24 protein-coding genes are annotated in these 23815 nt (G+C 70.4%); 15 read left to right on the forward strand and 9 right to left on the reverse strand.

Features of this window, described 5'->3' with window-relative positions; genetic code table 11:
• The 8 genes from Q0938_RS09590 to folD all read left to right on the forward strand — a co-directional run bounded on the left by Q0938_RS09590 (nucleotide 1) and on the right by folD (nucleotide 9319).
• Nucleotides 1–1782, forward strand: a complete 1782-nt coding sequence (locus tag Q0938_RS09590) for a protein TolA (protein WP_299361429.1) — start codon at nucleotides 1–3, stop codon at nucleotides 1780–1782.
• Nucleotides 1783–1847: 65 nt separating this feature from the next.
• Nucleotides 1848–3236: a Tol-Pal system beta propeller repeat protein TolB gene (gene tolB / locus Q0938_RS09595; protein ID WP_299361431.1), complete on the forward strand. Its 1389-nt coding sequence runs from the start codon at nucleotides 1848–1850 to the stop codon at nucleotides 3234–3236.
• An 11-nt stretch (nucleotides 3237–3247) separates the two neighbouring features.
• Nucleotides 3248–3778, forward strand: coding sequence for an OmpA family protein (locus tag Q0938_RS09600; RefSeq protein WP_299361433.1), 531 nt, complete (start codon nucleotides 3248–3250; stop codon nucleotides 3776–3778).
• Nucleotides 3775–4782 carry a tetratricopeptide repeat protein gene (locus Q0938_RS09605; RefSeq protein WP_299361435.1) on the forward strand — a complete coding sequence of 336 codons (1008 nt, stop codon included), beginning with the start codon at nucleotides 3775–3777 and terminating at the stop codon, nucleotides 4780–4782. Before Q0938_RS09600 ends, Q0938_RS09605 begins: the two co-directional genes overlap by 4 nt.
• Nucleotides 4745–6016, forward strand: a complete 1272-nt coding sequence (tilS, locus tag Q0938_RS09610; protein WP_299361437.1) for a tRNA lysidine(34) synthetase TilS — start codon at nucleotides 4745–4747, stop codon at nucleotides 6014–6016. Before Q0938_RS09605 ends, tilS begins: the two co-directional genes overlap by 38 nt.
• A gap of 59 nt (nucleotides 6017–6075) precedes the next feature.
• The gene (gene ftsH / locus Q0938_RS09615; RefSeq protein ID WP_299361439.1) at nucleotides 6076–7965 is read left to right on the forward strand and encodes an ATP-dependent zinc metalloprotease FtsH; all 1890 of its coding nucleotides are present in this window, start codon (nucleotides 6076–6078) and stop codon (nucleotides 7963–7965) included.
• Nucleotides 7966–8172: 207 nt separating this feature from the next.
• Entirely contained in the window at nucleotides 8173–8451 is a 279-nt protein-coding gene (locus Q0938_RS09620; protein WP_299361664.1) for a chorismate mutase, read from the forward strand.
• Nucleotides 8441–9319, forward strand: coding sequence for a bifunctional methylenetetrahydrofolate dehydrogenase/methenyltetrahydrofolate cyclohydrolase FolD (folD, locus tag Q0938_RS09625; RefSeq protein ID WP_299361442.1), 879 nt, complete (start codon nucleotides 8441–8443; stop codon nucleotides 9317–9319). Before Q0938_RS09620 ends, folD begins: the two co-directional genes overlap by 11 nt.
• A 34-nt stretch (nucleotides 9320–9353) precedes the next feature.
• Here the strand turns inward: folD and Q0938_RS09630 are convergent, their stop codons facing one another.
• The 6 genes from Q0938_RS09630 to ruvC are packed head-to-tail and all read right to left on the reverse strand — an operon-like array spanning nucleotide 9354 to nucleotide 12983.
• Entirely contained in the window at nucleotides 9354–9509 is a 156-nt protein-coding gene (locus tag Q0938_RS09630; RefSeq protein WP_299361445.1) for a hypothetical protein, read from the reverse strand.
• The gene (locus Q0938_RS09635; RefSeq protein WP_299361448.1) at nucleotides 9506–9922 is read right to left on the reverse strand and encodes a PaaI family thioesterase; all 417 of its coding nucleotides are present in this window, start codon (nucleotides 9920–9922) and stop codon (nucleotides 9506–9508) included. Before Q0938_RS09635 ends, Q0938_RS09630 begins: the two co-directional genes overlap by 4 nt.
• A complete protein-coding gene (gene ruvB, locus Q0938_RS09640; RefSeq protein WP_299361451.1) occupies nucleotides 9915–10943 on the reverse strand; it encodes a Holliday junction branch migration DNA helicase RuvB in 1029 nt (342 codons plus the stop codon). The genes Q0938_RS09635 and ruvB overlap by 8 nt, the downstream gene beginning before the upstream one ends.
• Entirely contained in the window at nucleotides 10940–11776 is an 837-nt protein-coding gene (locus Q0938_RS09645; RefSeq protein WP_299361454.1) for a zinc metalloprotease HtpX, read from the reverse strand. The genes ruvB and Q0938_RS09645 overlap by 4 nt, the downstream gene beginning before the upstream one ends.
• A gap of 17 nt (nucleotides 11777–11793) precedes the next feature.
• Nucleotides 11794–12492, reverse strand: coding sequence for a Holliday junction branch migration protein RuvA (gene ruvA, locus Q0938_RS09650; RefSeq protein ID WP_299361457.1), 699 nt, complete (start codon nucleotides 12490–12492; stop codon nucleotides 11794–11796).
• The gene (ruvC, locus tag Q0938_RS09655) at nucleotides 12489–12983 is read right to left on the reverse strand and encodes a crossover junction endodeoxyribonuclease RuvC (RefSeq protein ID WP_299361460.1); all 495 of its coding nucleotides are present in this window, start codon (nucleotides 12981–12983) and stop codon (nucleotides 12489–12491) included. Before ruvC ends, ruvA begins: the two co-directional genes overlap by 4 nt.
• A 156-nt stretch (nucleotides 12984–13139) precedes the next feature.
• On the opposite strand from ruvC, the gene Q0938_RS09660 reads away from it, so the two are divergent.
• From Q0938_RS09660 to Q0938_RS09685, 6 genes are read left to right on the forward strand one after another with little or no spacing between them, the layout of a single operon-like run.
• Nucleotides 13140–15977, forward strand: coding sequence for a monovalent cation/H+ antiporter subunit A (locus Q0938_RS09660; RefSeq protein WP_299361463.1), 2838 nt, complete (start codon nucleotides 13140–13142; stop codon nucleotides 15975–15977).
• Nucleotides 15977–16324 (forward strand): Na+/H+ antiporter subunit C, encoded by a 348-nt coding sequence (locus Q0938_RS09665; protein WP_299361466.1) that lies wholly within the window; start codon nucleotides 15977–15979, stop codon nucleotides 16322–16324. Before Q0938_RS09660 ends, Q0938_RS09665 begins: the two co-directional genes overlap by 1 nt.
• Nucleotides 16321–17916 carry a monovalent cation/H+ antiporter subunit D gene (locus Q0938_RS09670; RefSeq protein WP_299361469.1) on the forward strand — a complete coding sequence of 532 codons (1596 nt, stop codon included), beginning with the start codon at nucleotides 16321–16323 and terminating at the stop codon, nucleotides 17914–17916. Before Q0938_RS09665 ends, Q0938_RS09670 begins: the two co-directional genes overlap by 4 nt.
• Nucleotides 17913–18404, forward strand: a complete 492-nt coding sequence (locus tag Q0938_RS09675) for a Na+/H+ antiporter subunit E (protein ID WP_299361471.1) — start codon at nucleotides 17913–17915, stop codon at nucleotides 18402–18404. Before Q0938_RS09670 ends, Q0938_RS09675 begins: the two co-directional genes overlap by 4 nt.
• An 11-nt stretch (nucleotides 18405–18415) precedes the next feature.
• The gene (locus Q0938_RS09680; protein WP_299361665.1) at nucleotides 18416–18685 is read left to right on the forward strand and encodes a K+/H+ antiporter subunit F; all 270 of its coding nucleotides are present in this window, start codon (nucleotides 18416–18418) and stop codon (nucleotides 18683–18685) included.
• Nucleotides 18682–19083, forward strand: coding sequence for a Na+/H+ antiporter subunit G (locus tag Q0938_RS09685; protein WP_366942746.1), 402 nt, complete (start codon nucleotides 18682–18684; stop codon nucleotides 19081–19083). The genes Q0938_RS09680 and Q0938_RS09685 overlap by 4 nt, the downstream gene beginning before the upstream one ends.
• A gap of 3 nt (nucleotides 19084–19086) precedes the next feature.
• Here Q0938_RS09685 and Q0938_RS09690 read toward each other — a convergent pair whose 3' ends face one another.
• From Q0938_RS09690 to fsa, 3 genes are read right to left on the reverse strand one after another with little or no spacing between them, the layout of a single operon-like run.
• On the reverse strand, nucleotides 19087–20064 hold the full coding sequence (locus Q0938_RS09690; RefSeq protein ID WP_299361473.1) for a tyrosine recombinase XerC: 978 nt from the start codon (nucleotides 20062–20064) through the stop codon (nucleotides 19087–19089).
• Nucleotides 20061–20765, reverse strand: a complete 705-nt coding sequence (locus Q0938_RS09695; protein WP_299361476.1) for a DUF484 family protein — start codon at nucleotides 20763–20765, stop codon at nucleotides 20061–20063. The genes Q0938_RS09690 and Q0938_RS09695 overlap by 4 nt, the downstream gene beginning before the upstream one ends.
• Complete coding sequence (gene fsa, locus Q0938_RS09700; RefSeq protein WP_299361479.1) at nucleotides 20762–21418, reverse strand: fructose-6-phosphate aldolase; 657 nt, start codon at nucleotides 21416–21418, stop codon at nucleotides 20762–20764. The genes Q0938_RS09695 and fsa overlap by 4 nt, the downstream gene beginning before the upstream one ends.
• Before the next feature lie 153 nt (nucleotides 21419–21571).
• Here fsa and Q0938_RS09705 point away from each other — a divergent pair, with 153 nt between their 5' ends.
• The gene (locus Q0938_RS09705; RefSeq protein ID WP_299361481.1) at nucleotides 21572–23794 is read left to right on the forward strand and encodes a primosomal protein N'; all 2223 of its coding nucleotides are present in this window, start codon (nucleotides 21572–21574) and stop codon (nucleotides 23792–23794) included.
• Nucleotides 23795–23815 lie beyond the last annotated feature (21 nt).

Genomic DNA, 23815 nt, shown 5'->3' on the forward strand with positions numbered 1-23815 from the left:
ATGGATCGGGCGGGCCGGATCGGCGGATGGGTGTCGGGCGTGACGCACGCCGGGCTGATCGCCTGGGTGGCGGTCGGCGGCGCACTGTTCCGTGGCCAGCCGTCCGAGCCGATCCGGATGACCAATGTCGAGACGATGACCGACGCCCAGTTCCAGCAGATGGCCGCCGCGACCCGCGGCGCGGGACCGGTCGGGACCGAGGCCGCGGCCCAGCCGGCGCAGCCCGCCCCACCCTCGGCCGAGGTCGTAGAGGGCGGAACCGTATCGGTCGCACCCGAGGCGCCGCAGGTCGATCCGCTGGCGATGCCGGCCCCCGAGACCGCCCCCGAGCCGGCCCCCGACCTGTCCGAACTGCGCGCCCCGCAGGAGGCCGTGGCCGTTGCCTCCGTCGCCCCGGTGCAGCCGGACGCCCCGGCCGAGGTCAGCGGCACCGTGATCCTGCCCGACACCGCGCCGGGACGCGCCGTCGCCGTGGCCGCACCCGGCGCCCGGCCGGCGCCGACCGAACGGCCGTCCGAGACGGCCGCCCCGGACAGCGCCCCGGATGTCAGCGACCTGCAGGCGCCCCAGCCCCAGGTCGTCGTGACGGATGCGGCGCCCGCCCAGCCCGGCGCCCCCGCAGAACCGGCGGCGCCGGCCGACCTGCCGCAGGCCGCACCCGCGCCGCGCCAGATGGCGGCACTGCCGCAGCCCGTGCGCCCCGCCGCGCCGGGGTCCGAGGCGCCGGTCGCCCCGCTCGCGCCACCCCCCGAACCGGGGCTGGCGCCGCTGAGTTCGGCGGTGCCGCTGTCTGCCGATGCGGCCCGCGAACGCCGCGCCGAACGGCAGGCTGCGGCGCGGGCCGAGGAGCTGGCCCGGCAGGCCGCCGCCGAGGCCGCCCGGCAGGCGGCCGAACGGGCCGCAGCAGAACAGGCGGCGGCCGAACGGGAAGCGGCGGAGCAGGAAGCGGCCGAGCAGGAAGCCCGGCGCCTTGCCGAGGAAGCCGCGGCCGAGGAACGCCGCCTTGCAGAAGAAGCGGCGGCCGAGGAACGCCGGCTGGCCGAGGAAGCCGCCGCGGCCGCCGCCCGCGAGGCCGCGGAACGGGAACGCGAGCGCCTGGCCCGCGAGGAGGCCGATCGGCGGGCTGCGGAAACCGCCGCCGCGGCAGAGGCGGCGCGGGTCGAGACCGAACGCCGCGCCGTCGAGGAACGCGCCCGCGAAGAGGCCGAGGCGCAGCGCCGCGAGGAAGAACGGCTGGCGGCCGAGGCCGCGGCCCGGGAACAGGCCCTTGCCCGCGAACTCGCGGCGCGAGCCGAGGCCGAGGCGCAGGCGCGCGAACAGGCTGAACGCGAACGCATGGCGCCCCCCGACGATGCGCTGACCCGGGCGCTGGAGCTGGCCATGAACCGGGATCTGCCGCTCGACGGCGCCGGCGCAGAAGGTGGTGGCGGCCGCGCGCCGTCCGGACCGCCCCTGACCCAGGGCGAACGCGACGGGTTGCGGGTGGCGATCCAGGACTGCTGGAACTCGGGCGCCCTGTCACGCGAGGCGACAGCGGTCACCGTCTCCGTCGCGTTCTCGATGACGCCGGATGGAATGCCGCGCGAGGACAGCGTCGAGTTGATCGGATCCGACGGCGGCCCGGAGCAGGCGGTGCAGCAGGCATTCGACGTGGCCCGACGTGCCATCATCCGCTGCGGATACCAGAAGGAGGGCTATGACCTGCCTGTCGACAAGTATGGACGGTGGAAGGACGTGATCGTCGACTTCTCCGTCGCCGGATCGGGCATCAGCCTGAGGTGACCCGTCATGGCATCCCGCGCGCGCCTGCTCTAGGCTGCGCCCCCCGAACCGCAAGGACCCGCCCGATGTTCCGTTTTCCGTCGATCGCCCGATCGACCGCCCTGTCGAGAACCGTGACCACAACCCTGTCGCTCACCCTGTCTGCCGCACTGGCCGTCGCGTTCGCCGCGCTGCCGCTGCCGCTGCGGGCGCAGGAGGACACCGGCCCGTTGCGGATCGAGATCACCGAGGGCGTGACGGAACCGATGCCCATTGCCATCGCGCCGTTCCTGAATGCCGGCAACGGGGGTGACATGGTGGACCGGGTCCAGCAGGTGGTGACCGACGACCTGACCGGCACCGGGCTGTTTCGCGCCATCGGACCCGCGGCCCAGATCGCCCGCCCGACCGGCATCGACGACCCTGTCGCCTATGAGGACTGGCGCGCCATCAATGCCGAGGCGCTGGTGATCGGCGACGTCGCCATGGCCGACGGGATGGTCACGGTCCGGTTCAGGCTGTTCGACGTGTTTTCCGGGCGGCCGCTGGGCGACGGCATGCAGTTCGAGGCCACGGAACAGGGCTGGCGTCGCGCCGCGCACAAGGCCGCCGACCAGATCTATTCCCGGCTGACGGGCGAGGATCCGTATTTCGACAGCCGTGTGGCGTTCGTCAACGAGACCGGGCCCAAGGACGCTCGCCGCAAGCGGGTCGGCCTGATGGATTATGACGGGGCCAACCAGATGTGGCTGACCGGCGACGCCACGCTGGTCCTGTCGCCCAAGCTGTCGCGGGACGGCCGGCGGCTGCTCTATACCTCCTACAGCTCGGGCTCTCCCCGGCTGATGCTGATGGATGTCGAGACAGTGACGGAGGTCGAGGTGCCGACCGATCCCGGCACCATGGCGTTCGGCCCGCGGTTTTCCCCGGACGGACGCTGGATCATCTATTCCCGCGCGCAAGGGGGCGACACGGATATCTGGCAGATGGACCCCGGCACCGGCGCAGGCCGGCCGCTGATCGCCGGGCCCGCGATCGAGACGGCACCCAGCTACAGCCCCGACGGCACCCAGATCGTGTTCGAAAGCGACCGGTCCGGCACCTCCCAGCTGTACGTGACCGGCGCGGACGGCAGTGGCGAGCCGCTGCGCATCAGCTTTGGCGAGGGCAGCTATGGCGCCCCGGCCTGGTCGCCGAAGGGAGACCTGATCGCCTTCACCCGACAGGACGGCGACAAGTTCCATATCGGGGTGATGCGGCCCGACGGCTCGGGCGAAAAGACCCTGACGGAGTCGTTTCTGGACGAGGGGCCCACCTGGGCGCCGAATGGCCGCGTGGTGATGTTCACCCGCCAGACCCCTGGCGGGAACGGGGTCGCGCGGCTGCATTCGGTGGACGTGACGGGCCGCAACATGCGTCCGCTGGACATTCAGGGGGCGGCGTCCGATCCTGACTGGGGCCCGCTTCTGCCGTGACGAGGACCGCGATGACCACATCGAAACCCGCTTTTCTGCTGCTGCTGGCACTGACGCTGGCGGGCTGCGCCGCGCCCCCGCCCCCGGCGGTTGTTACCGATCCCTATGCCGGCTTGCCAGGTGGCGGGGCGGTCTATACCGCGCCGATCCCTGACGGGACGCTGGGCGGCACCGGGACCGCCGACTATTTCCGCACCACTCTCGGCGACACCGTCCTGTTCCCCAGGGATCAGGCGGCGCTGACCGCCGAGGCGCGCCTGACGCTGGCCCGCCAGGCCGACTGGCTGAAAACCAACGGCAGTTTCTCGACCGTCGTCGAGGGCCATTCCGACGAACAGGGCACGCGCGAATTCAACCTTGCCCTGGGCGCGCGCCGGGCCGGGGCGGTCGAGGAATACCTGATTTCGCAGGGCGTGCCCGCCGGCCGGATCCGCACCGTCAGCTATGGCAAGGAGCGTCCCGTGGCCGTCTGCTCGGACGAGGAGTGCCTGGCGCGGAACCGGCGCGCGGTCACGGTGGTACAGCCGGGGGCCGGGGTATGAGCCGCGCCACCAGACGCGTCCGTGGCGCGCCCCGGGTCTGGCGCGGTCTGCGCGCGGGCGTTGTGGCGATGACCATGCTGGCGCCGCTGACCGCAGCGGCACAGACAGCGCCGGATGCGCCGGCACAAGCCCCGAACGGTGGCGAAACCCTTGCCGATCTGCGGGCGTCGCTGACGGTGCTGGCGGCCGACCTGCAATCGCTGCGGGCCGAGCTGCGCGCCGGGGGCCAGTCCGCCTATGCGGCGGCGGGCGGCGAGAGCGCCATCGATCGCATGAACGCGATGGAGGCCGAGATTGCCCGCCTGACGGCGCAGGCCGAGGGGCTGCGCCACCGCATCGAGCGGGTCGTCGCGGATGGGACCACCCGGCTGGGCGATGTCGAATTCCGCCTGTGCGAGATGGAGGAGGGCTGTGACCTGGGGGCGCTGACCACGCCGCCGCTGGGCAGCCAGGGCGACGGGGCCGGGATGCCCTTTGCCGCGCCGCCCGTGCCCGGGTCAGCCGGAACCGCGTCACGCGGGGCCGAGGCCGCACCCGATGGCGCCGCGACCGCGGAGGAGCAGGCCGCCTTCGACCGCGCCCGGGCCGTGTTCGACGCAGGTGACGCCCGGGCCGCGGCGGCCCAGCTTGCGGATTTCGCCGCCAGCCATCCCGGCAGCCCCCTGACCACCGAGGCGCTGTGGCTGCAGGGCGCCGCGCTGGAACAGGCCGGCCAGCCTCGCCCCGCCGCGGCGGCGTGGTTGCAGGTGTTTTCGGCCGATCCGAACGGCGGCCGGGCGGCTGACGCCCTGCTGGGCCTCGGCCGGCTGGCCGCCGAAAGGGGCAGCACCGAACAGGCCTGTACCTATCTGGCCGAGATCCAGGCGCGGTTTGCGGACTCCGCCCAGGCCGCCGCTGCTGCGACAGAGCAGCAGGCGCTGTCCTGCCCCGCGCCGCCCGCCCCTGACGCCGCGCAGGATCCCGAGGATGCCGCCGACGCGGCCCTGGTCCCGGATGGCGGCTGAGCCGCAGGCGATCGTCCACGCCGCGCTGGATCGACTGGCCGGGGGCCAGCGTGCCCTGGGGATCGCGCTGTCAGGCGGGGGGGACTCCACAGCGCTCATGCACCTTGCGGCGGAGTGGGCCCGGCCGCGCGGCATCGTGCTGCGCGCCGCCACCGTCGACCACGGGCTGCGCCCCGGATCCGCGGCAGAGGCCGAGGAGGCCGGGCGTGCCGCGCGGCGGCTGGGCATCGCGCACGAGGTGCTGCGATGGACCGGCCCCGGCGGCGGCAACCTGATGGCGCAGGCGCGGGCGGCGCGGCTGGAGCTTCTGGCGGCATGGGCCGGGCAGCAGGGGATCGGTGCTGTGGCCCTGGGGCACACACGGGACGATCAGGCGGAAACCGTGCTGATGCGGATGCTGCGCGGGGCGGGCGTCGACGGCCTGTCGGGGATGGCACCGGCCCGCCGGTCGCACGGCATCCTGTGGTTGCGGCCCCTGCTGGCCACCGGCCGGGCCGAACTGCGCGACCTGCTGCGACAGCGCGGGGCGACATGGACGGACGATCCCACCAACGACGATCCGCGCTACGACCGTGCCCGGCTGCGCCAGATCATGGCCGCACTGGACCTGCCCGCCGAGGCGCTGGCGCGCAGCGCGGACAACCTGCGTGCCGCGCGCGTGGCGCTGTACCACGCGGCCCGCGAGGTGGCGCGCGGCTTTGCCGCCGATCGGGGCACCCTGTGCCTGCCCCGACAGGCGTTCGCGTCCGCCCCGGCGGAACTGCAGCGCCGGGTGATCGTGGCCGGGCTGCAGTGGGTGGCGGGCGCCGAGCATCCGCCGCGCCACGACGCGATCGCCGCCGTCCTGGGCAGCCTGGCGCAGGATCGGCAGGCCACGCTGGCCGGCGTGATCGTGTCGCCCGTTGCCTCGGCCGCGGGTGGACTGATCCGGCTGACCCGGGAACCCGCCGCGGCGGCGAAGGCGCCAGTCGTCACGGGAGATCCGGCCATCTGGGACCGGCGCTGGCGGCTGACCGGCCTGCCGGCGGGGGCGCGGGTCACCACGCTGCCGCCCGGCGAACTGCCGCGTTTCGACTGGCGTGCCGCTGGTCTGACCCGCGCCGAGGCTGCGGCAAGCCCGGCCGTCTGCCTGCCGGACGGGACCTGGCACGCGCCGGTGATCGAGCCGGGGCAGGGGATCGGCGCGGTTCCGCTGCGCGGCGCAAATGACTTTCTGTGCCCAGAGTCACATTGATCCCGGACCCTGCGGCACCTATTTTCAGACAAACGTCTTATCCCGCGGAGGACATGCCCTTGGGCAACGCGCGCAACATCGCCTTCTGGGTGGTTCTGTTCCTGATGATCCTGGCGCTGTTCAACGCCTTCGGCGGGAACTCGGCCCAGCTCAACAGCAGGCAGATCAGCTATTCCGAGTTCATCGAGCGGGTGGAACAGGACGAGGTCGCATCCGTGACCATCGACGGCGAACAGGTCGGCATCGTCGGAAAGGATGGCAAGCAGTACATCACCGTCCGTCCGCAGGGCGAGGAAATCGCCGACCGCCTGATCGACCGCGAGGTCGAGGTCAAGGTCGAGCGTCAGCAGCAGTCGGGCTTCATGTCCCTGCTGGGCGTGTGGCTGCCCTTCATCCTTCTGATCGGCGTGTGGATCTTCATGATGAATCGCATGCAGGGGGGCGGCAAGGGCGGCGCCATGGGCTTTGGCAAGTCGAAGGCCAAGCTGCTGACCGAGAAGCACGGCCGTGTCACCTTCGACGACGTCGCCGGGATCGACGAGGCCAAGGAGGAACTCGAAGAGATCGTCGAGTTCCTGCGCAACCCGCAGAAGTTCTCGCGGCTCGGGGGCAAGATCCCCAAGGGCGCGCTGCTGGTCGGCCCCCCGGGCACCGGCAAGACGCTGCTCGCCCGCGCCATCGCCGGCGAGGCGGGCGTGCCGTTCTTCACCATTTCCGGTTCCGACTTTGTCGAGATGTTCGTGGGCGTGGGTGCAAGCCGCGTGCGTGACATGTTCGAGCAGGCCAAGAAATCCGCCCCGTGCATTGTCTTCATCGACGAGATCGACGCGGTGGGCCGGGCCCGTGGCGTCGGCATCGGCGGCGGCAACGACGAACGCGAACAGACGCTGAACCAGCTGCTGGTGGAGATGGACGGGTTCGAGGCGAACGAGGGGATCATCATCATCGCCGCCACGAACCGCAAGGACGTGCTGGATCCGGCACTGCTGCGCCCGGGCCGCTTCGACCGCCAGATCCATGTGCCGAACCCGGACATCAAGGGCCGCGAGAAGATCCTGAACGTCCACACCCGCAAGGTGCCGCAGGGCCCCGATGTCGACCTGCGCCTGATCGCGCGCGGCACGCCCGGGTTCTCGGGTGCGGACCTGATGAATCTCGTCAACGAGGCGGCGCTGATGGCGGCGCGGATCGGCCGGCGGTTCGTCACGATGGCCGATTTCGAGAACGCCAAGGACAAGGTCATGCTGGGCGTCGAACGCCGCAGCATGGTGCTGACCCCCGAGCAGAAGGAAAAGACCGCCTATCACGAGGCCGGGCACGCGATCGTGGGTCTTTCGCTGCCGAAATGCGATCCTGTCTACAAGGCCACGATCATTCCGCGCGGCGGGGCGCTGGGCATGGTCGTCAGCCTGCCCGAGGTCGACCGGCTGAACTATCACAAGGACGAGGCCAAGCAGAAGATCGCCATGACGATGGCCGGCAAGGCCGCCGAGATCATCAAGTATGGCGAGGAAGGCGTCTCGAACGGTCCCGCCGGCGACATCCAGCAGGCCAGCGCGCTCGCCCGTGCGATGATCATGCGCTGGGGCATGTCGGACAAGGTCGGGGCCGTGGATTACGCCGAGGCGCACGAAGGCTACAGCGGCAATACCGGCGGCTTCTCGATCAGCGCCAAGACCAAGGAACTGATCGAGGATGAGGTGCGGGGTCTCATCGACGAAGGCTACGAGACGGCGCACCGGATCCTGACCGAGAAGACGGTCGAGTTCGAGCGACTGGCGCAGGGTCTGCTGGAATACGAGACCCTGACCGGCGAAGAGATCGGCAAGGTGATCCGCGGCGACAAGCTGGGTGGCGACGACGACACGCCAAGTTCGTCGGTTCCCACGGTGGCACCGCCCCGGGTGGTCCAGCCGTCCGGCGGGCCGGAGCCGGTGCCGACCGCCTGACGGTTCCATCAGCACGACAGCGACCCCGGCCTCAGGCCGGGGTTCTTGCATGTGAGACGGCGGGATGTGGGTGCCGGGCGATGCCGTCGCCGGCGCGCCGAGGGCTTGCACCCGGTCGGCCATGCGGGCAATGACCCCACTATGACAAGCCGCGCCCCTGCCTGCCCGCGCCCGCTGACCGATGCCGACATCGCCGCCTTGCCGGACATGGCGGCGCTGCGCAGCGCGATCGACGGGCTCGATGCGCAACTGGCGCAGCTGCTTGCTGTGCGGTCGCGCCTGATCGACCGCGCCGCCCAGATCAAGGCGGCAAGCGGGCTGCCCGCCCGGATCCCTTCGCGCGTCGAGGAAGTCGCAGCGAACGCCCGGCGCAACGCTGCCGCCGCGGGCTATGACCCGGATCTGGCCGAGGCGCTCTGGCGGACGATGATGGACCACTTCATCGCGCAGGAGGCCCAAATCCTGGGGGAAGCCGATGACCGCTGACCTGATCGACGGAAAGGCGTTCGCCGCCGGACTGCGCGGCCGCATTGCCGAACAGGTCGCAGCGATGCGTCAGGCGCACGGGATCACCCCCGGTCTGGCCGTGGTGCTGGTCGGCGAGGATCCGGCCAGCGCGGTCTATGTCCGCTCCAAGGGCCGGATGACCGCCGAGGTCGGGATGCAGGGATTCACCCACCGTCTGCCCAACACCACGGCGCAGCACGACCTGCTGGATCTGGTCGCGCGCCTGAACGCCGATGCGGCGGTGAACGGTATTCTCGTCCAATTGCCGCTGCCCGCGCATCTGGACGAGATCGCGGTGATCAACGCCATCGCCCCGGAAAAGGACGTGGACGGGTTCACCGTGCTGAATGCCGGCCGTCTGGCGACCGGGCAGCGGGCCATGGTTCCCTGTACGCCGCTTGGCTGCCTGATGCTGCTGCGCGACCGGCTGGGGGCGCTGGCGGGCAGGGACGCGCTGGTGATCGGGCGGTCGAACATCGTCGGCAAGCCGATGGCGCAGCTGCTGCTGTCCGAAAGCGCCACGGTGACGGTCGCGCATTCCCGGACCCGCGACCTGCCGGGCCTGTGCCGGCGCGCCGAGATCGTGGTCGCGGCGGTCGGACGCCCCAGCTTCGTTCAGGGGTCGTGGATCCGCCCCGGCGCGACGGTGATCGACGTGGGGATCAACCGTACGGATGAAGGGCTGGTCGGGGACGTCGACTTTGCCGCCGCGCGCGAGGTGGCGGGGGCGATTACCCCGGTGCCGGGCGGGGTGGGGCCGATGACCATCGCCTGCCTGCTGGCGAATACGCTGACCGCGACGGCGCGGGTCCACGGGCTGCCTGACCCCGAGGGGCTGACCCCCTGATGACGCGCGCTGCCCGCGTGGTGCAGCCCCGGGTCTAGATGTCGCGCAGGAACAGCGTGTTGAAGAGCCAGGCAAAGACCGCCATCGCGGGGATCGCCAGAATCATCCAGCCGGTCGAGAACGCCCAGATCGTCAGCGCCAGCGGCACGGCCAGCACCAGCAGTTTCAGGATCAGCGGCCAGCGGCTCATGGCGTCACCGGGATCATCGTGCCCTGCAGCATGGCGATGTGCTTGCGGCCCTTCGCGGTCTCGGACCACACGTCGGCGGCCACGACGGCGATCCGACGCCCCGACTTGATCACCCGCCCTTCGGCCACCAGCCGGTCACCCACGGCCGGGGCCAGCAGGTTGATCTTCATCTCGACCGTCATGACCTCGGCCCCGTCGGGCATCAGCGACAGCGCGGAATAGCCCGCGGCGCTGTCCCCGATCGCAAAGGCCAGGGCAGCGTGGCCCGCACCGTGCTGCTGCAGTACATGCGGGCCGACCGGGGCGGCGATGACCGCCCGCCCGGCGCCCGTCTCGACCAGTTCGGCCCCCAGCGTGGTCATCATTGTCTGCCGGGCAAAGCTGGCCTTCAGCCGTTCCGCGATCTCATCCATCGAACAATCCTGCCTGTACCACCCTGGGCTGTTCCAGTCCCAGATGCCGCCAGCCCAGATGGCCCAGCATCCGCCCGCGCGGCGTGCGCTGGATCAGCCCCTGCTGCAGCAGATAGGGCTCGATCACCTCTTCGATCGCGTCGCGGCTTTCGGCGAGGGCTGCGGACAGCGTTTCCACGCCCACCGGGCCGCCGGCGTAATGTTCGGCCATCAGCGTCAGATAGCGGCGGTCGGCGCCGTCCAGCCCCAGGTCGTCTACCCCCAGCCGGGTCAGGGCGCTGTCGGCGATGGCGCGGGTCAGCCGCCCGTCGCCCTCGACCAGCGCAAAGTCCACCACCCGGCGCAGCAGCCGGCCCGCGATGCGTGGGGTGCCCCGCGCGCGCCGGGCGATTTCCCGGGTTCCGTCCGGTTCGGCGCTGATCCCCATCAGCCGGGCGCCGCGCGCCACGATCTGGTCCAGCTCGTCGATCGTGTAGAACTGCAGCCGGGTCGGGATGCCGAACCGGTCGCGCAGCGGCGTCGTCAGCAGCCCCAGCCGCGTCGTCGCACCAACCAGCGTGAAGGGCTGCAGCTCGATCCGCACCGTGCGCGCCGCCGGCCCCACGCCGATCACCAGGTCCAGCTCGAAATCCTCCATGGCGGGGTAGAGCACCTCTTCCACGGCGGGGTTCATGCGGTGGATCTCGTCGATGAACAGCACGTCGCGGGCATCCAGATTGGTCAGGATCGCGGCGAGGTCGCCGGCCCGGGCCAGGACCGGGCCCGAGGTCATGCGGAAATTGACCCCCAGCTCGCGGGCCATGATCTGGGCCAGCGTGGTCTTGCCCAGCCCGGGCGGTCCGTGGAAAAGGGTGTGGTCCATCGCCTGGCCGCGCATCCGGGCGCTGTCGATGAACACCCGCAGATTGGCCCGCGCCTCGGCCTGCCCGACGAAATCCTCCAGCCGCTGGGGGCGCAGGGCGCGATCCTCGGCGTCGCCCTCGACCGGGTCGGGCCGCAGGGTGGGGTCGGGTCGGGTCATCCGGCGGCCAGGGCTTGCAGGCGGGCGATCCGTTCCTCGGTCGGCGGGTGGGTCGCGAACATCCGGTCCATCCGCATCCCCGACAGCGGATTGATGATGAACATCGCGGCCGATGCGGGGTTGCGCTCGGCCGGGATGTTCACGGTGCGCCCGGCGGCATTCGCGATCTTGACCAGCGCCGAGGCAAGGCCGCGCGACGAGCCGGCGATCAACGCCCCGTCGCGGTCCGCGTCGAATTCGCGGGTCCGGGAAATCGCCATCTGCACCAGCGTGGCGGCCAGCGGCGCCAGGATCATCAGCAGCAGCGCCCCGATCATGCCGCCCTGACGTTCCCGGTTGCCCGACCACATCAGCATGTTGCCCATGATCGCGATCGCCCCGGCGAGCGTCGCGGTCACGGTCATGATCAGCGTGTCGCGGCTGCGGATATGGGCCAGCTCATGCGCGATGACCCCCGCCAGCTCGTCCCGGCTCAGCGTCCGCAGCAGTCCCTGGGTCACCGCCACCGCCGCGTTCTGGGGGTTGCGGCCGGTGGCGAAGGCGTTCGGCTGGTCGGTCTGTAGCACGTACACGGCCGGCATCGGCAACCCGGCATTGTCGGCCAGCTGGCGCACCAGCGCGATCAGGTCACCGCCGTTCGCCTCGGTCACCGGGACGGCGTTGTGCTGGCGCAGCAGCGCCTTGTCGCTGTTCCACCAGGCCCACAGATTGCCCGCGCCGGCCAGCACCAGCGCCAGGATCGCCCCCTGGGTGCCGCCCAGCAGCCAGCCGAGGGCGGCCAGCAGCCCGGTCAGCGCGGCCATCAGGACAAAGGTGCGAAGGGTTCCGGACATCACGCGCTCCTCCTTGCCTATTCGGGCGGCGCCAGCAGGCGCAACGCCGCGCGGATCAGAACCGGTGTGGTGGCGTCGGGTTCCGTGGCGGCGGCCCGGGTCACCGCCGAGGCCGCGTCGGACGGACCATATCCCAGATTGGTCAACGCCGACAGCGCGTCCGCGGTCACCGCCGCCGACGCCGACGCCGACGCTGCCGGGGCCGGCGCGGGACGGGTCCCGCCTGCGCCGGTGGGGGGCCGCGGGGTCCCGGCATCCTCCTCGATCACCGGGGCGCCGGGATCGACGGTCAGCGCCCCGCCCATGGCGATGATGCCGGGCGCGCGGTCCCTGAGTTCCAGCACCACCCGCTGCGCCAGCTTGGGCCCCACCCCCGGCGCCTTGCGGATCGCCGCCGCGTCGCCCAGCGCGATGGCCCGCCCGGTACCCTCGGCGCCCAGCGTGCCAAGGATCGCCAGCGACGCCTTGGCGCCGACCCCCTGGACGCTGGTCAGCAGCCGATGCCATTCCTTTTCCAGCAGCGTCGCGAAGCCGAACAGCTGCAGCAGATCCTCGCGCACCAGCAGGTCGGTATAGAGCGCGGCGGCCTGTCCCACCGGCGGCAGGCTGGCGGCGGTTCGTTCCGACACATGGACGAGATAGCCGACGCCCCGCACGTCGATCAGGACATGATCGGGCGCGCGATGCAGGATGATGCCCGCCACCCGCCCGATCATGCGATGACCTTGATGCGCAGGGTGCGGGACTGCAGATGGCGGGCGTGGCAGATGGCGATGGCCAGCGCATCGGCGGCGTCGGGTCCGGCCAGTTCGACCCCCGGCAGGGTCAGGCGGACCATGTGCTCGACCTGCTGCTTCTGCGCGTGCCCGACGCCGACGATCGCCTTCTTCACGGCGTTGGGGGCGTATTCGCCCACGCTGAGCCCGGCCTGCGCCGGGACCAGCAGCGCGATGCCGCGGGCCTGGCCCAGCTTCAGCGTGCCGACCGCGTCCTTGTTGACAAAGGTCTGTTCCACCGCCGCGGCATCCGGCGCGTGGGCGGCCAAGACCGCGGTCAGGCCGCGATGCAGATCCGCCAGACGCGCGGCCAGTTCGGTCCGGCGGGACCGCACGATGCCGTTCGCCACGTGGCGGATGCGCGACCCGTCGACCAGGATCACACCCCATCCCATGTTGACCAGACCGGGATCGATGCCCAGCACCCGCATGGTTGACCTGCCCCGTCGTTGGTGTCGGCCGTCGGCCTTTTTCAACTGGCTAGCAGGATTGGCGCCCATCGCCTAGCCGCTTCTCGGTCCGCGCCCGTCTTCGGCTTGACCCCCCAAGGGGATTCTGGAACATCTGGATGAAGGTCACGAGGTGCCATGTCCCCAGCTTTGATCGCCATCTTGCCGTTCCTCGGGGCCCTGCTGCCCGGCCTTCTGATCCGGTCGGGGCGGAACGTGGCGGCGATCGGCTGCGCCACCTTCACGCTGGTGGCCCTGCTGGGACTGTGCCTGCACATCCCGGCTGTCATGGCGGGCCAGGCGGTCACCACGTCGTTCGACTGGCTGCCCCAGATCGGGTTGTCGGCCAGCTTCCGGCTGGACGGGCTGGGGCTGCTGTTCGGCATCCTGATCCTGGGGATCGGCCTGCTGATCATCCTCTACGCCCGCTATTATCTGGATCGCGACGATCCGGTCGGGCAGTTCTATACCTATCTGATGCTGTTCCAGGGCGCGATGGTGGGCATCGTGCTCAGCGACAACGTGCTGTTGCTGCTGGTGTTCTGGGAACTGACGTCGCTGTCGTCGTTCCTGCTGATCGGCTACTGGAAACACCTGCCCGAGGGGCGGCAGGGCGCGCGCATGGCCCTGGCGGTGACCGGCATGGGCGGGCTGTCGCTGATCGCCGGGCTGCTGATCCTGGGCCAGATCGCCGGGTCGAACGATCTCAGCGACATCCTGCTGGCCAGGGACGCGATACAGGCCTCGCCGCTCTATGTGCCGGCGCTGGTGCTGATCCTGATCGGGGCGTTCGCCAAGTCGGCGCAGTTCCCGTTCCATTTCTGGCTGCCGCGGGCGATGGCGGCGCCCACCCCGGTCAGCGCCTATCTGCATTCGGCGACGATGGTGAAGGCCGGGATCTTCATGATGGCGCGGCTGTGGCCGGTGCTGGCGGGGACGCCCGAATGGTTCTGGATCGTCGCCAGCGTGGGCCTGCTGACGATGCTGGTCGGCGCGGTCGTGGCGCTGTTCCAGGACGACCTGAAGGGGCTGCTGGCCTATTCCACGGTCAGCCATCTGGGCCTGATCACCATGCTGCTGGGCTTCGGCACCGAGGCTGCGGCGGGGGTAGCGATGTTCCACATCGTGGCCCATGCGACGTTCAAGGCGGCGCTGTTCATGACCGCCGGGATCGTAGACCACGCCGCGCACACGCGGTCGATTCGGCAGCTGGGCGGGCTGGCGCCGCTGATGCCCGTGACCTTCTGGATCGCGGTGATCGCCTCGCTCTCGATGGCCGGGTTTCCGCCGCTGAACGGCTTCATCTCCAAGGAGCTGATGCTGGAGGAAGCCGCCCACACCTCTTGGTTCGGCGGGGCCCATACGCTCGGCTGGCTGGCGACGCTGGGGGCGCTGCTGTCGGTGGCCTATGCGCTGCGCTACATCTTCCACGTGTTCATGGGCGACGTGCGGACCGACTACCCCGCGACGCCGCACGATCCGGGCTTCGGCCTGTGGGGCGGCCCGGCGCTGCTGGTCGTGCTGGTCGTGCTGATCGGCGCCTTTCCGAACCACATGGTCGGATGGCTGGTGACCGCCGCGGCGTCGGCCGTGACCGGGACCCCCCAGCACCCCCATTTCGCACTGTGGCACGGGATTACCCCGGCGCTGAAGATGTCGGCGATCGCGATCATCGGCGGCGCCCTGCTGCTGGCCGTCTGGCCGGTCGCCGATCGACTGCGGCAGCGGCTGCCGGCGCTGGACGCCAAGGGATATTACGACGCGATGGTCGCCACCAGCACGCAGTGGTCGCAGGGCTTTGCAAACGGCCTGACCAACGGGTCGATGTCGCGCGCGCTGGCGGCGCTGGTGCTGACGATCGTGGGCACCGGCGTAATGGCGTGGGCAACGGGGGTGGGCGGCGAACTGACCCGCCCCATGGTGCCGGTCACCCCCATCGCGGTCGTGGGCTGGGTCCTGCTGATGGTTGCCAGCGGCTGCCTGGTCGCGTTCCACCGCGACCGGATCCTGGCGCTGGTGCTGATCGGCATCGTCGGGCTGATGGTGTCGGCAAGCTTCGTCTATCTGTCCGCGCCCGATCTGGCGCTGACCCAGATCAGCGTCGAGGTCGTCACCGTCGTCCTGCTGTTGCTCGCCCTGAACTTCCTGCCCAAGGTGACGCGGGTGGAAACCGGCATGCCCAAGCGCGGCCTGCACGCCTTCATCGCGACCCTGGCGGGGCTGGGGTTCGGCGGCCTGGCCTACGTCATCACCCGCACCGACGCCGCGTTTGCGACGATCTCGGGCTACATGCTGGACAACAGCTACAAGCTCGGGGGCGGCGACAACGTCGTGAACGTGATCCTGGTGGATTTCCGGGGCTACGACACGTTCGGCGAGATCACCGTCCTGGGGATCGCCGCGCTGACCATCTTCGCGCTGACCCAGACCCTGCTGGTCGGGTCGTCGGGACGCCGCCTGCGCAACTGGACCTACGACATGCTGCGCGCGGGCGACCGACACCCGCTGATGCTGGTCGTGGCGACGCGGGTGGTGCTGCCGGTCGCGCTGGTCGTCGGCATCTACATCTTCCTGCGCGGGCACAATGCGCCCGGCGGTGGCTTCGTCGCCGGACTGGTCGTCTCGATCGCGCTGGTGATGCAGTACATGGCCTCCGGCTTTGCCTGGGCACAGGAACGCCAGAAGGTGCCGTATCACGCGCTGATCGGGCTGGGCGTGCTGTCGGCGGGCATCACGGGCGTGGGCGCCTGGTTTGCGGGGCGGCCGTTCCTGACCTCGGCGTTCGGCTATTTCAAGCTGCCGGGGCTCGAGAAGTTCGAGCTGGCGACGGCGATGGGCTTCGACCTGGGCGTGTTCCTGTGCGTCGTGGGGGCGGTGATGCTGGCGCTGTATTCCCTGTCCAGCATCGCCAGGATGGCCGGCCAGACCGTCAACGTGCACGCCATGGACTATGACGCCACGCGAGAGGATCTCTGATGGAACTGCTGGTTTCGACAGGCATCGGGTTCGTGACGGCCGTGGGCGTCTATCTGATCCTGCGCAAGCGCAGCTTCGCCGTCGTGCTGGGCATGACCATGCTCAGCTATGCAATCAACATGTTCCTGTTCGTCACGGGGCGGCTGGTCATCAACGCGCCCCCGGTCCTGCATGACGGCGTGACGGTCTACAGCGACCCGCTGCCGCAGGCGCTGGTGCTGACCGCCATCGTGATCAGTTTCGGGATGACCGCCGTCGTGGTGATGATGGCGCTCGGTTCCTTCCTGGAGGGGGGGGATGACCGCATCGACATGCCCCGCCGCGATCGGGAAGGGGGCGGTGCGTGAATCACTGGCTGATCGCCCCCATCGTCCTGCCCGCCTTCATCGGACCGCTGATCATCATGTGGATGCGGCACGACCTGGTGCTGCAGCGGATCTTTTCCCTGGCCGCGACGGTGGCGCAGCTGGGGATCGCGCTCTATCTGCTGAGCCTCGCTGCAGGCGGGGACATCCATGTCTACCGGCTTGGGAACTGGGCGGTTCCCTTCGGCATCGCGCTGCTGCTGGACCGGTTGGCCGCCATGATGCTGGTGCTGACCGCGATGCTGGCGATCGCCGTGCAGCTTTACGTCATCGGGTCCGGCTGGGACCGCAAGGGCTGGCATTTCCACGCGCTCTACCAGTTCCAGCTGATGGGGCTGATGGGGGCATTCCTGACCTCCGACGCGTTCAACCTGTTCGTGTTCTTCGAAATCCTGCTGATCGCCAGCTATGGCCTGATGGCACATGGTGGCGGCGAGATGCGGCTGCGGGCCGCCGTGCAGTACGTGATCTACAACCTGGCCGGATCGACCCTGTTCCTGGCGGCACTAGGCACGCTGTACGCCGCGACTGGAACGCTGAACATGATCGACATGGCGCAGAAGGTGGCCGACATGCCGGCCGACGACACCGCCCTGCTGCGGGTCGGCGCGGTGCTGCTGATGCTGGTCTTTGCCGTCAAGGCTGCGCTGGTGCCGCTGCATTTCTGGCTGCCGTCGACCTATGCGAATGCGCCGGGGCCCGTGGCCGCGCTGTTCGCCATCATGACCAAGGTCGGCATCTACGGCATCGTCCGGGTCTACACCCTGGTGTTCCCGACCGACGGGCCGGTGGGCTGGCTGATCGCCGATCTGCTGTTGCCCGCGGCGCTGCTGACCCTGGTGCTGGGACAGATCGGGGTTCTGGGAAGCCGGAACCTGAACCGGATGACCGCTTTTGCGACGATCGCATCGGTCGGCACGCTGGTGATCGCGGTGGCGCAGCTGACCCCGCAGGCGATCTCGGCCGGGCTGTGGTACCTGATCCACTCGACATTCGCGGCCGCGGCGCTGTTTCTGGTGGTGGACCTGGCCGGGGCGCGCCGCGAAAGGCTGAGCCTCTGGCTGCAGCCGATGCCGCCGATCACGCAGTCGGGGCTGACCGCCTCGCTGTTCATGGCCGCCGCGGTGGGAATCGCCGGGCTGCCGCCGCTGTCGGGGTTCGTCGGCAAGCTGGCGATCCTGCAGGCGACCCGCGACGCCGAATCCGCGGCACTGATCTGGGCGGCGATTCTGGTCACCTCGCTTCTGGCGATCGTGGGGCTGGCAAGGGCCGGATCGATCGTCTTCTGGAAGGGGTATCAGGTCGGCCCCGAGCCACCGGCGGTGACGCGCCCCGACGTTGATCGGCGCCCGCTGCCCACCAAGGTTGAACCGGACGAGGTGCTGCAGGATGTGGGCGACTCGCCGTCACCGGTGCTGGCCTTTGCCGCCGCCGGGGCGCTGATCGCGGGGCTGGTGGCGCTGACGGCCGGGGCGGGGCCCGTCATGCGCTATACCGATGCCACCGCCGGGCAGCTTTTCGATCTGGCCCCCTATGTCGACGCGGTCCTGGTCCGGCAGGAGGGCGCCCGATGATGCGCAGGTTCCTGCCCCATCCGCTGCTGTCGCTGATGGTCATCCTGGTCTGGATGGCGCTGGTGAACCAGTTCGCCTGGGGCTCGCTGGTCTTTGCGATCATGCTCGGGATCATCGTGCCGCTGCTGACCGCGCCCTACTGGCCGGACCGGCCGGGACTGCGCAACCCGGCGATGATCGTGGAATATGCGCTGATCGTGCTGCTGGACATCGTGCGGGCCAACATCGACGTGGCACGGATCATCCTGTTCCTGCCAACCCGCGACCTGCGTCCGGCATGGATCGTGATCCCGCTGGAACTGGAAAGCGCCGAGGCGATCACCGTGCTGGCCGGCACGATCACCCTGACCCCCGGCACGGTCAGCTCGGATCTGAGCGAGGACGGCAATGCGTTGCTGGTGCATTGCCTGCACGCCCCTGACCCGCACGCGGTCGTCGCCGAGATCAAGTCCCGCTACGAGGCACGTCTGAAGGAGATCTTCCGATGACCGATCTGCCGCTGATCCACTACGCCGTCTGGTTCTCGCTGGGCTGCTTCGCGCTGTCGCTGCTGTTCTGCCTGTATCGGGTGGTGTTCGCGCCCGGCCTGACCGACCGCATCCTGGCGCTGGACACCATGGCCATCAACATGATCGCCCTGCTGATCATCTTCGGCATCGCCGAAGGCACGGCCATGTATTTCGAGGCGGCGATGCTGTTCGCGATGGTTGGGTTCGTCTCGACCGTAGCCTTTGCACGTTTCGCCCTGCGCGGGGACATCATCGAATGATCATCGCGGTGCAGATCATCGTGGCGGTGCTGCTGGTCACCGGTGGCGTGTTCGGGCTGGTCGGCGGATGGGGGCTGGTCAAGCTGCCGGACCCGATGACCCGCCTGCACGCCCCGACCAAGGCCGCCACGCTGGGCGTCGGCGCAACGCTGATCGCGTCGATGGCGTATTTCTGGGGTGTTCACGGCCATCTCAGCTGGCACGAGCTGATGATCTCGCTGTTCCTGTTCCTGACCGCCCCGGTGACCGGGCTGTTTCTCGCGAAGGCCAACATGCACCGGCGCTGGCCCGAGGGCGACTTGCCGCAACCGCCGGGCGACGACGTCAAGTGGTCGACCTATGGCGACACCGCGCTGGAACAGGATCGCCATACCGGCAGTCTCAAGCAGACCGAGTGACGTTCAGCTGCGCGGGTGGGCCGCGCGGTGGACGTCGACGAGGCGGGCGTCGTCGACACCGGTATAGACCTGCGTCGTGGACAGGCGCGCGTGCCCCAGCAACTCCTGGATGGTGCGCAGGTCGCCGCCTGCGGCCAGCAGGTGGGTGGCAAAGCTGTGCCGCAGCGCATGCGGCGTTGCCGTCGGGGGCAGGCCCAGGCCGTGGCGCAGCTGCACCATCAGTTTCTCGACGGCCCCGGCGCTCAACCTTCCACCCCGAACGCCCCGGAACAGCGGGTCGTCGGGGCCAAGGTCCCAGGGTGACAGCCGCAGATAGGCCGCGATGGCCTGACGCGCGACCGGCAGCACCGGCACCTGCCGCTCGCGTCCTCCCTTGCCGCGGATGGTCAACGCCTCGGCCAGCGGCCAGTCCCGGCCGTTCAGCGCCAGGGCCTCGGAAATCCGCAAGCCGCACCCGTAGAGCAGCGTCAGCACGGCCGTGTCGCGCGCCGCAACCCAGGGCGTGTCGTGGCTGACGGCGGCAAGATCCAGCACCGCGCGCGCCTGATCGCGGCCAAGGGGACGGGGCAGGCTGCGCTGATACCGCGGGGCGCGGGTTGACAGGGCGCGGCTGACGTCCAGCCCTTCGCGGTCCGCAATCCACCGCAGGAACGACCTGATCGCCGAGAGTCGCCGGGCGAGCGATCGCGCGGAGATGCCCCGCCCCCGCTCGGAGGCGGCGAAGGCGCGGATGTCGGACTGGGTCAGGTCGCCAAGCCGGCCCGGAACGGCCGGCGCGCCGTGATGCATGCCGAGGAAGGCAAGGAATGCCAGCAGATCGGCCTGATACGCCGCGATCGTGTGATCCGACCTGTCGCGGGTGGCGCGCTCGCCGTCAAGCCACCGGGCCAGCGCATCGGACATGGCGGGTGCCAGGGCCAGTTGCACGGGGCGTGCGGCAGGCTCGTCCGAGCCACTGCCCGCGCCCCGCCCGCGCGTCATTCGCGCAGCCACCCCAGCAGGATCAGCCGGAACACCTGTCCGAAGAACCGCAGCAGATCTGTGCCTTGCGCGGGCGTGAACCGGCTGGGATCCTCGGACCCCATCAGCAGCAGGGCAGGGGGACGAGTTGGACCCAAGTCGATCGGCAGCAGCGCCTCGGACGCGACCCGCGTGCCGTGGATCGCCCGGGTTTCGGTCGCTGCCTTGCGCAGGATGATGTCGTCGCCGCGCGGCGCCCGCCGCCCGGCCGAAATCAGCTTTGCCACGCTGCCGGCGGGCAGCATCTGCAGCGCCCCGTCCGGGGCGGCATGGGCCTCGTCATCCGCAGCCTCCATCACCAGGCGCAGCGTGTCGACGCGCAGGATCGGCGCAACCTCGGCCTGCAGCGTTTCGACGAAACCTGCAAAGTCCACCGGCTCCAGCAGCGCGATGATCGCCCGGTGGATCGTGTGGGTGCCCGTCTGGTTTTCGTAGGCGGTCGAGATCACCGTCTGGTGGGCGGCTTCCAGACGGTCCAGCCGGCTTTCCAGCGCCTCCATCGCGCGGCCGCGGATGTCGACGACATTGGCGCCCAGCTCGGCCTCGCGCGCCGCGACCAGGGCGCGCATCAGGTCGCGGTCCTGCAGGATCAGCGACGGGTCGGACAGCAGTCGCCCCCGCGTCGGTTCGTCCAGCCCGTCCTTGTCTGCCTGGGTGGTCATGCGCCGATCTTCTGCCCCGTCTTCGCCCAGTCGGCGTTGAACTGTTCCAGCCCCTTGTCGGTCAGGACGTGGCTGGCCATGGCGCGGATCACCGCCGGCGGGGCGGTGATCACGTCGGCGCCGATCCGTGCGCAGTCAGCAATGTGGTTGACCGACCGGATCGAGGCGGCCAGCAGGTTCGTCTCGTACCCGTAATTGTCGTAGATGGTGCGGATGTCGGAAATCAGCTCCATCCCGTTCAGCCCCAGATCATCCAGCCGCCCGATGAACGGGCTGATGAACGTGGCCCCCGCCTTGGCCGCCAGGATCGCCTGGGCGGCGGTGAAGCACAGCGTCACGTTGACCATGTGGCCGTCATCGCTCAGCGCCTTGCAGGCCTTCAGCCCGTCCCAGGTCAGCGGCACCTTCACGGCGATGTTGGGGGCGATCTGCGCCAGGTGCTTGCCTTCGCGGATCATCCCCGCGGCGTCGCCCGCCACCACCTCGGCGCTGACCGGACCTTCCACCAGGTCGCAGATTTCCCGGGTGACCTCGGCGATGTCGCGGCCGGACTTGAGGATCAGGGACGGATTCGTCGTGACGCCGTCGACCATCCCCAGATCGTGCAGCTCGCGGATGGCGTCGATGTCGGCAGTGTCAACGAAGAATCTCATGGCGGCCTCTGGCATGATCGGTTGGCCGGGGTGTAGCGCAGAACCGCTTGGGCCGAAAGCCTGCAGGCGCTTGACCGGTGCCGGACACATGCCCCATGCGGGTGGCATGAGCGCCCGTTTCCCCCCATTCGCCAACGCCGGGCGTCCCGGCCCGTGAACCGGTCCGATGCCTATTCGCCGGGGTCGCGGATCGGGGTGCTGACGACTGAACCGGTCGGGCTGCTGGACTATCTCGCGCCCCAGGGCGGGGTGCGCCCGGGCCAGCTGGTGATCGTGCCGCTGGGGCCGCGGCAGGTGATGGGCTGCGTGTGGAACGCGGGCGAGGGGACCGTCGACGCGGCGCGGCTGCGGCCGGTGATCCGGCTGGTCGATGCGGCGCCGCTGACCCCCGGCATGATCGAGTTCCTGACCCGGGCGGCGGATTACACGATGACGCCCCTGCCGGTGATGCTGCGGATGGCGTTGCGGGCGCCGGACCTCGGGCATCCCCCGGCGGCGCGGCGGATCGTCCAGCGTGCCGGGCCGCCCCCCGACCGCATGACCGAGGCACGCGCCGCGGTGCTGCGGGTCATCGACGACCACGGCGGGGCCCATTTCGCCCCGGCGGAACTGGCCCGGCTGGCCGGGGTCGGCACTTCCGTGGTCAAGGGGCTGGTTGCCGCGGGCACCCTGGTCGAGCTGCAGGCGCCGCGCGACACCCCCTTTCCCCGGCTGGACCCGACCCGCCCCGGCAAGCCGCTGGCCCCCGACCAGGCGGCCGCCGCCGACGCCCTGTGCGCGGCGATCCGGGCGGGCGGATACGGGACGACGTTGCTGCGCGGGGTGACCGGCTCGGGCAAGACCGAGGTCTATCTGGAAGCCGTGGCCGAAACCCTGCGCCAGGGCCGGCAGGCGCTGGTGTTGCTGCCGGAAATCGCCCTCTCGGCCGAGTTCCTGCAGCGCGTCGAGGCGCGGTTCGGGGCGCTGCCCGGCGAATGGCACAGCGGCATCACCGGGGCCGAGCGGCGGCGGCTGTGGCACATGGCCGGTCGGGGCGCCGGTGCCGACAGTGACGGTGGTGTCGGGCTGGTTGTGGGGGCCCGGTCGGCCCTGTTCCTGCCGTTCCGGGACCTTGGGCTGATCGTCGTGGATGAGGAACATGATGGCAGCTACAAGCAGGACGAGACCGTCTATTACAGCGCCCGCGACATGGCGGTGCTGCGCGCCTCGATCGAGGGGGCGCAGGTGGTGCTGGCCTCGGCCACGCCATCGGTCGAAAGCTGGGTCAACGCGGCTGCCGGGAAATATCATCGGCTGGACCTGCGCGCCCGGTATGGCGAGGCCGAGCTGCCCGAGATGGCCGCCATCGACCTGCGGACCGAGGACATGCCGTCCGGACGCTGGATCTCGCCCACGCTCGCGCGGGCGGTGGACGAGCGGCTGGCCCGCGGCGAACAGTCACTGCTGTTCCTGAACCGGCGCGGCTATGCGCCGATCACCACCTGCCGGGCCTGCGGCCACCAGATCGGCTGCGACGACTGCGACGCGCGGATGGTCGAACACCGGTTCCAGAAGCGGCTGGTCTGCCATCAATGCGGGGCCAGCCGACCGATCCCCGCGGCCTGCCCCGCCTGCGGGGTCGAGGGGCGGCTGGCCGCCATCGGCCCGGGGGTCGAGCGGCTGGCCGAGGAGGTGGCGGACCGCTTTCCCGATGCGCGGGTGGCGGTGCTGTCGTCGGACCTGTTCCAGTCCGCTGCCGCACTGAAGGCGACGATCGCCGACATCGCTGGCGGCGGCGCCGACATCATCATCGGCACCCAGCTCGTCGCCAAGGGGCACAACTTTCCGCTGCTGACGCTGGTCGGCGTGATCGATGCCGATCTGGGGCTGCAGGGGGCCGACCTGCGGGCCGCCGAGCGGTCCTTCCAGCTGATGCGCCAGGTGGCAGGTCGGGCGGGGCGGCAGGCCGGGGACCGGCCCGGCGTCGCCTTGCTGCAGACGCACCAGCCCGACCATCCGGTGATCCGGGCCATCCTGTCCGGCGAGGACGAGGCATTCTGGACCGCCGAGGCAGAGGCCCGGCGGGCTGCGCAGATGCCCCCGTTTTCCCGGCTGGCCGGGGTGATCCTGTCGCATCCGGATCAGGCGGTGGTCGAGGCCCATGCCCGTGAACTGGCCCGGGGCAGCCAGACGCTGCGGGACATCGGGGCCGAACTGTTCGGCCCGGCGCCGGCCCCGATCGCCCGGATCAGGGGGCGCCACCGGATGCGGATGCTGATCCGGGCACCCCGGCAGGCCCCGGTGCAGGACGCGATTGCCGCCTGGCTGGCCGCCGGCCCCAAGCCCCCGGCGAACCTGCGGTTGAGCGTCGACATCGATCCGCAGAGCTTTCTTTGACCCACAGGTCCGGCGCAGGCG

The sequence above is a fragment of the uncultured Paracoccus sp. genome (assembly GCF_947496875.1).
Lineage (GTDB): Bacteria > Pseudomonadota > Alphaproteobacteria > Rhodobacterales > Rhodobacteraceae > Paracoccus.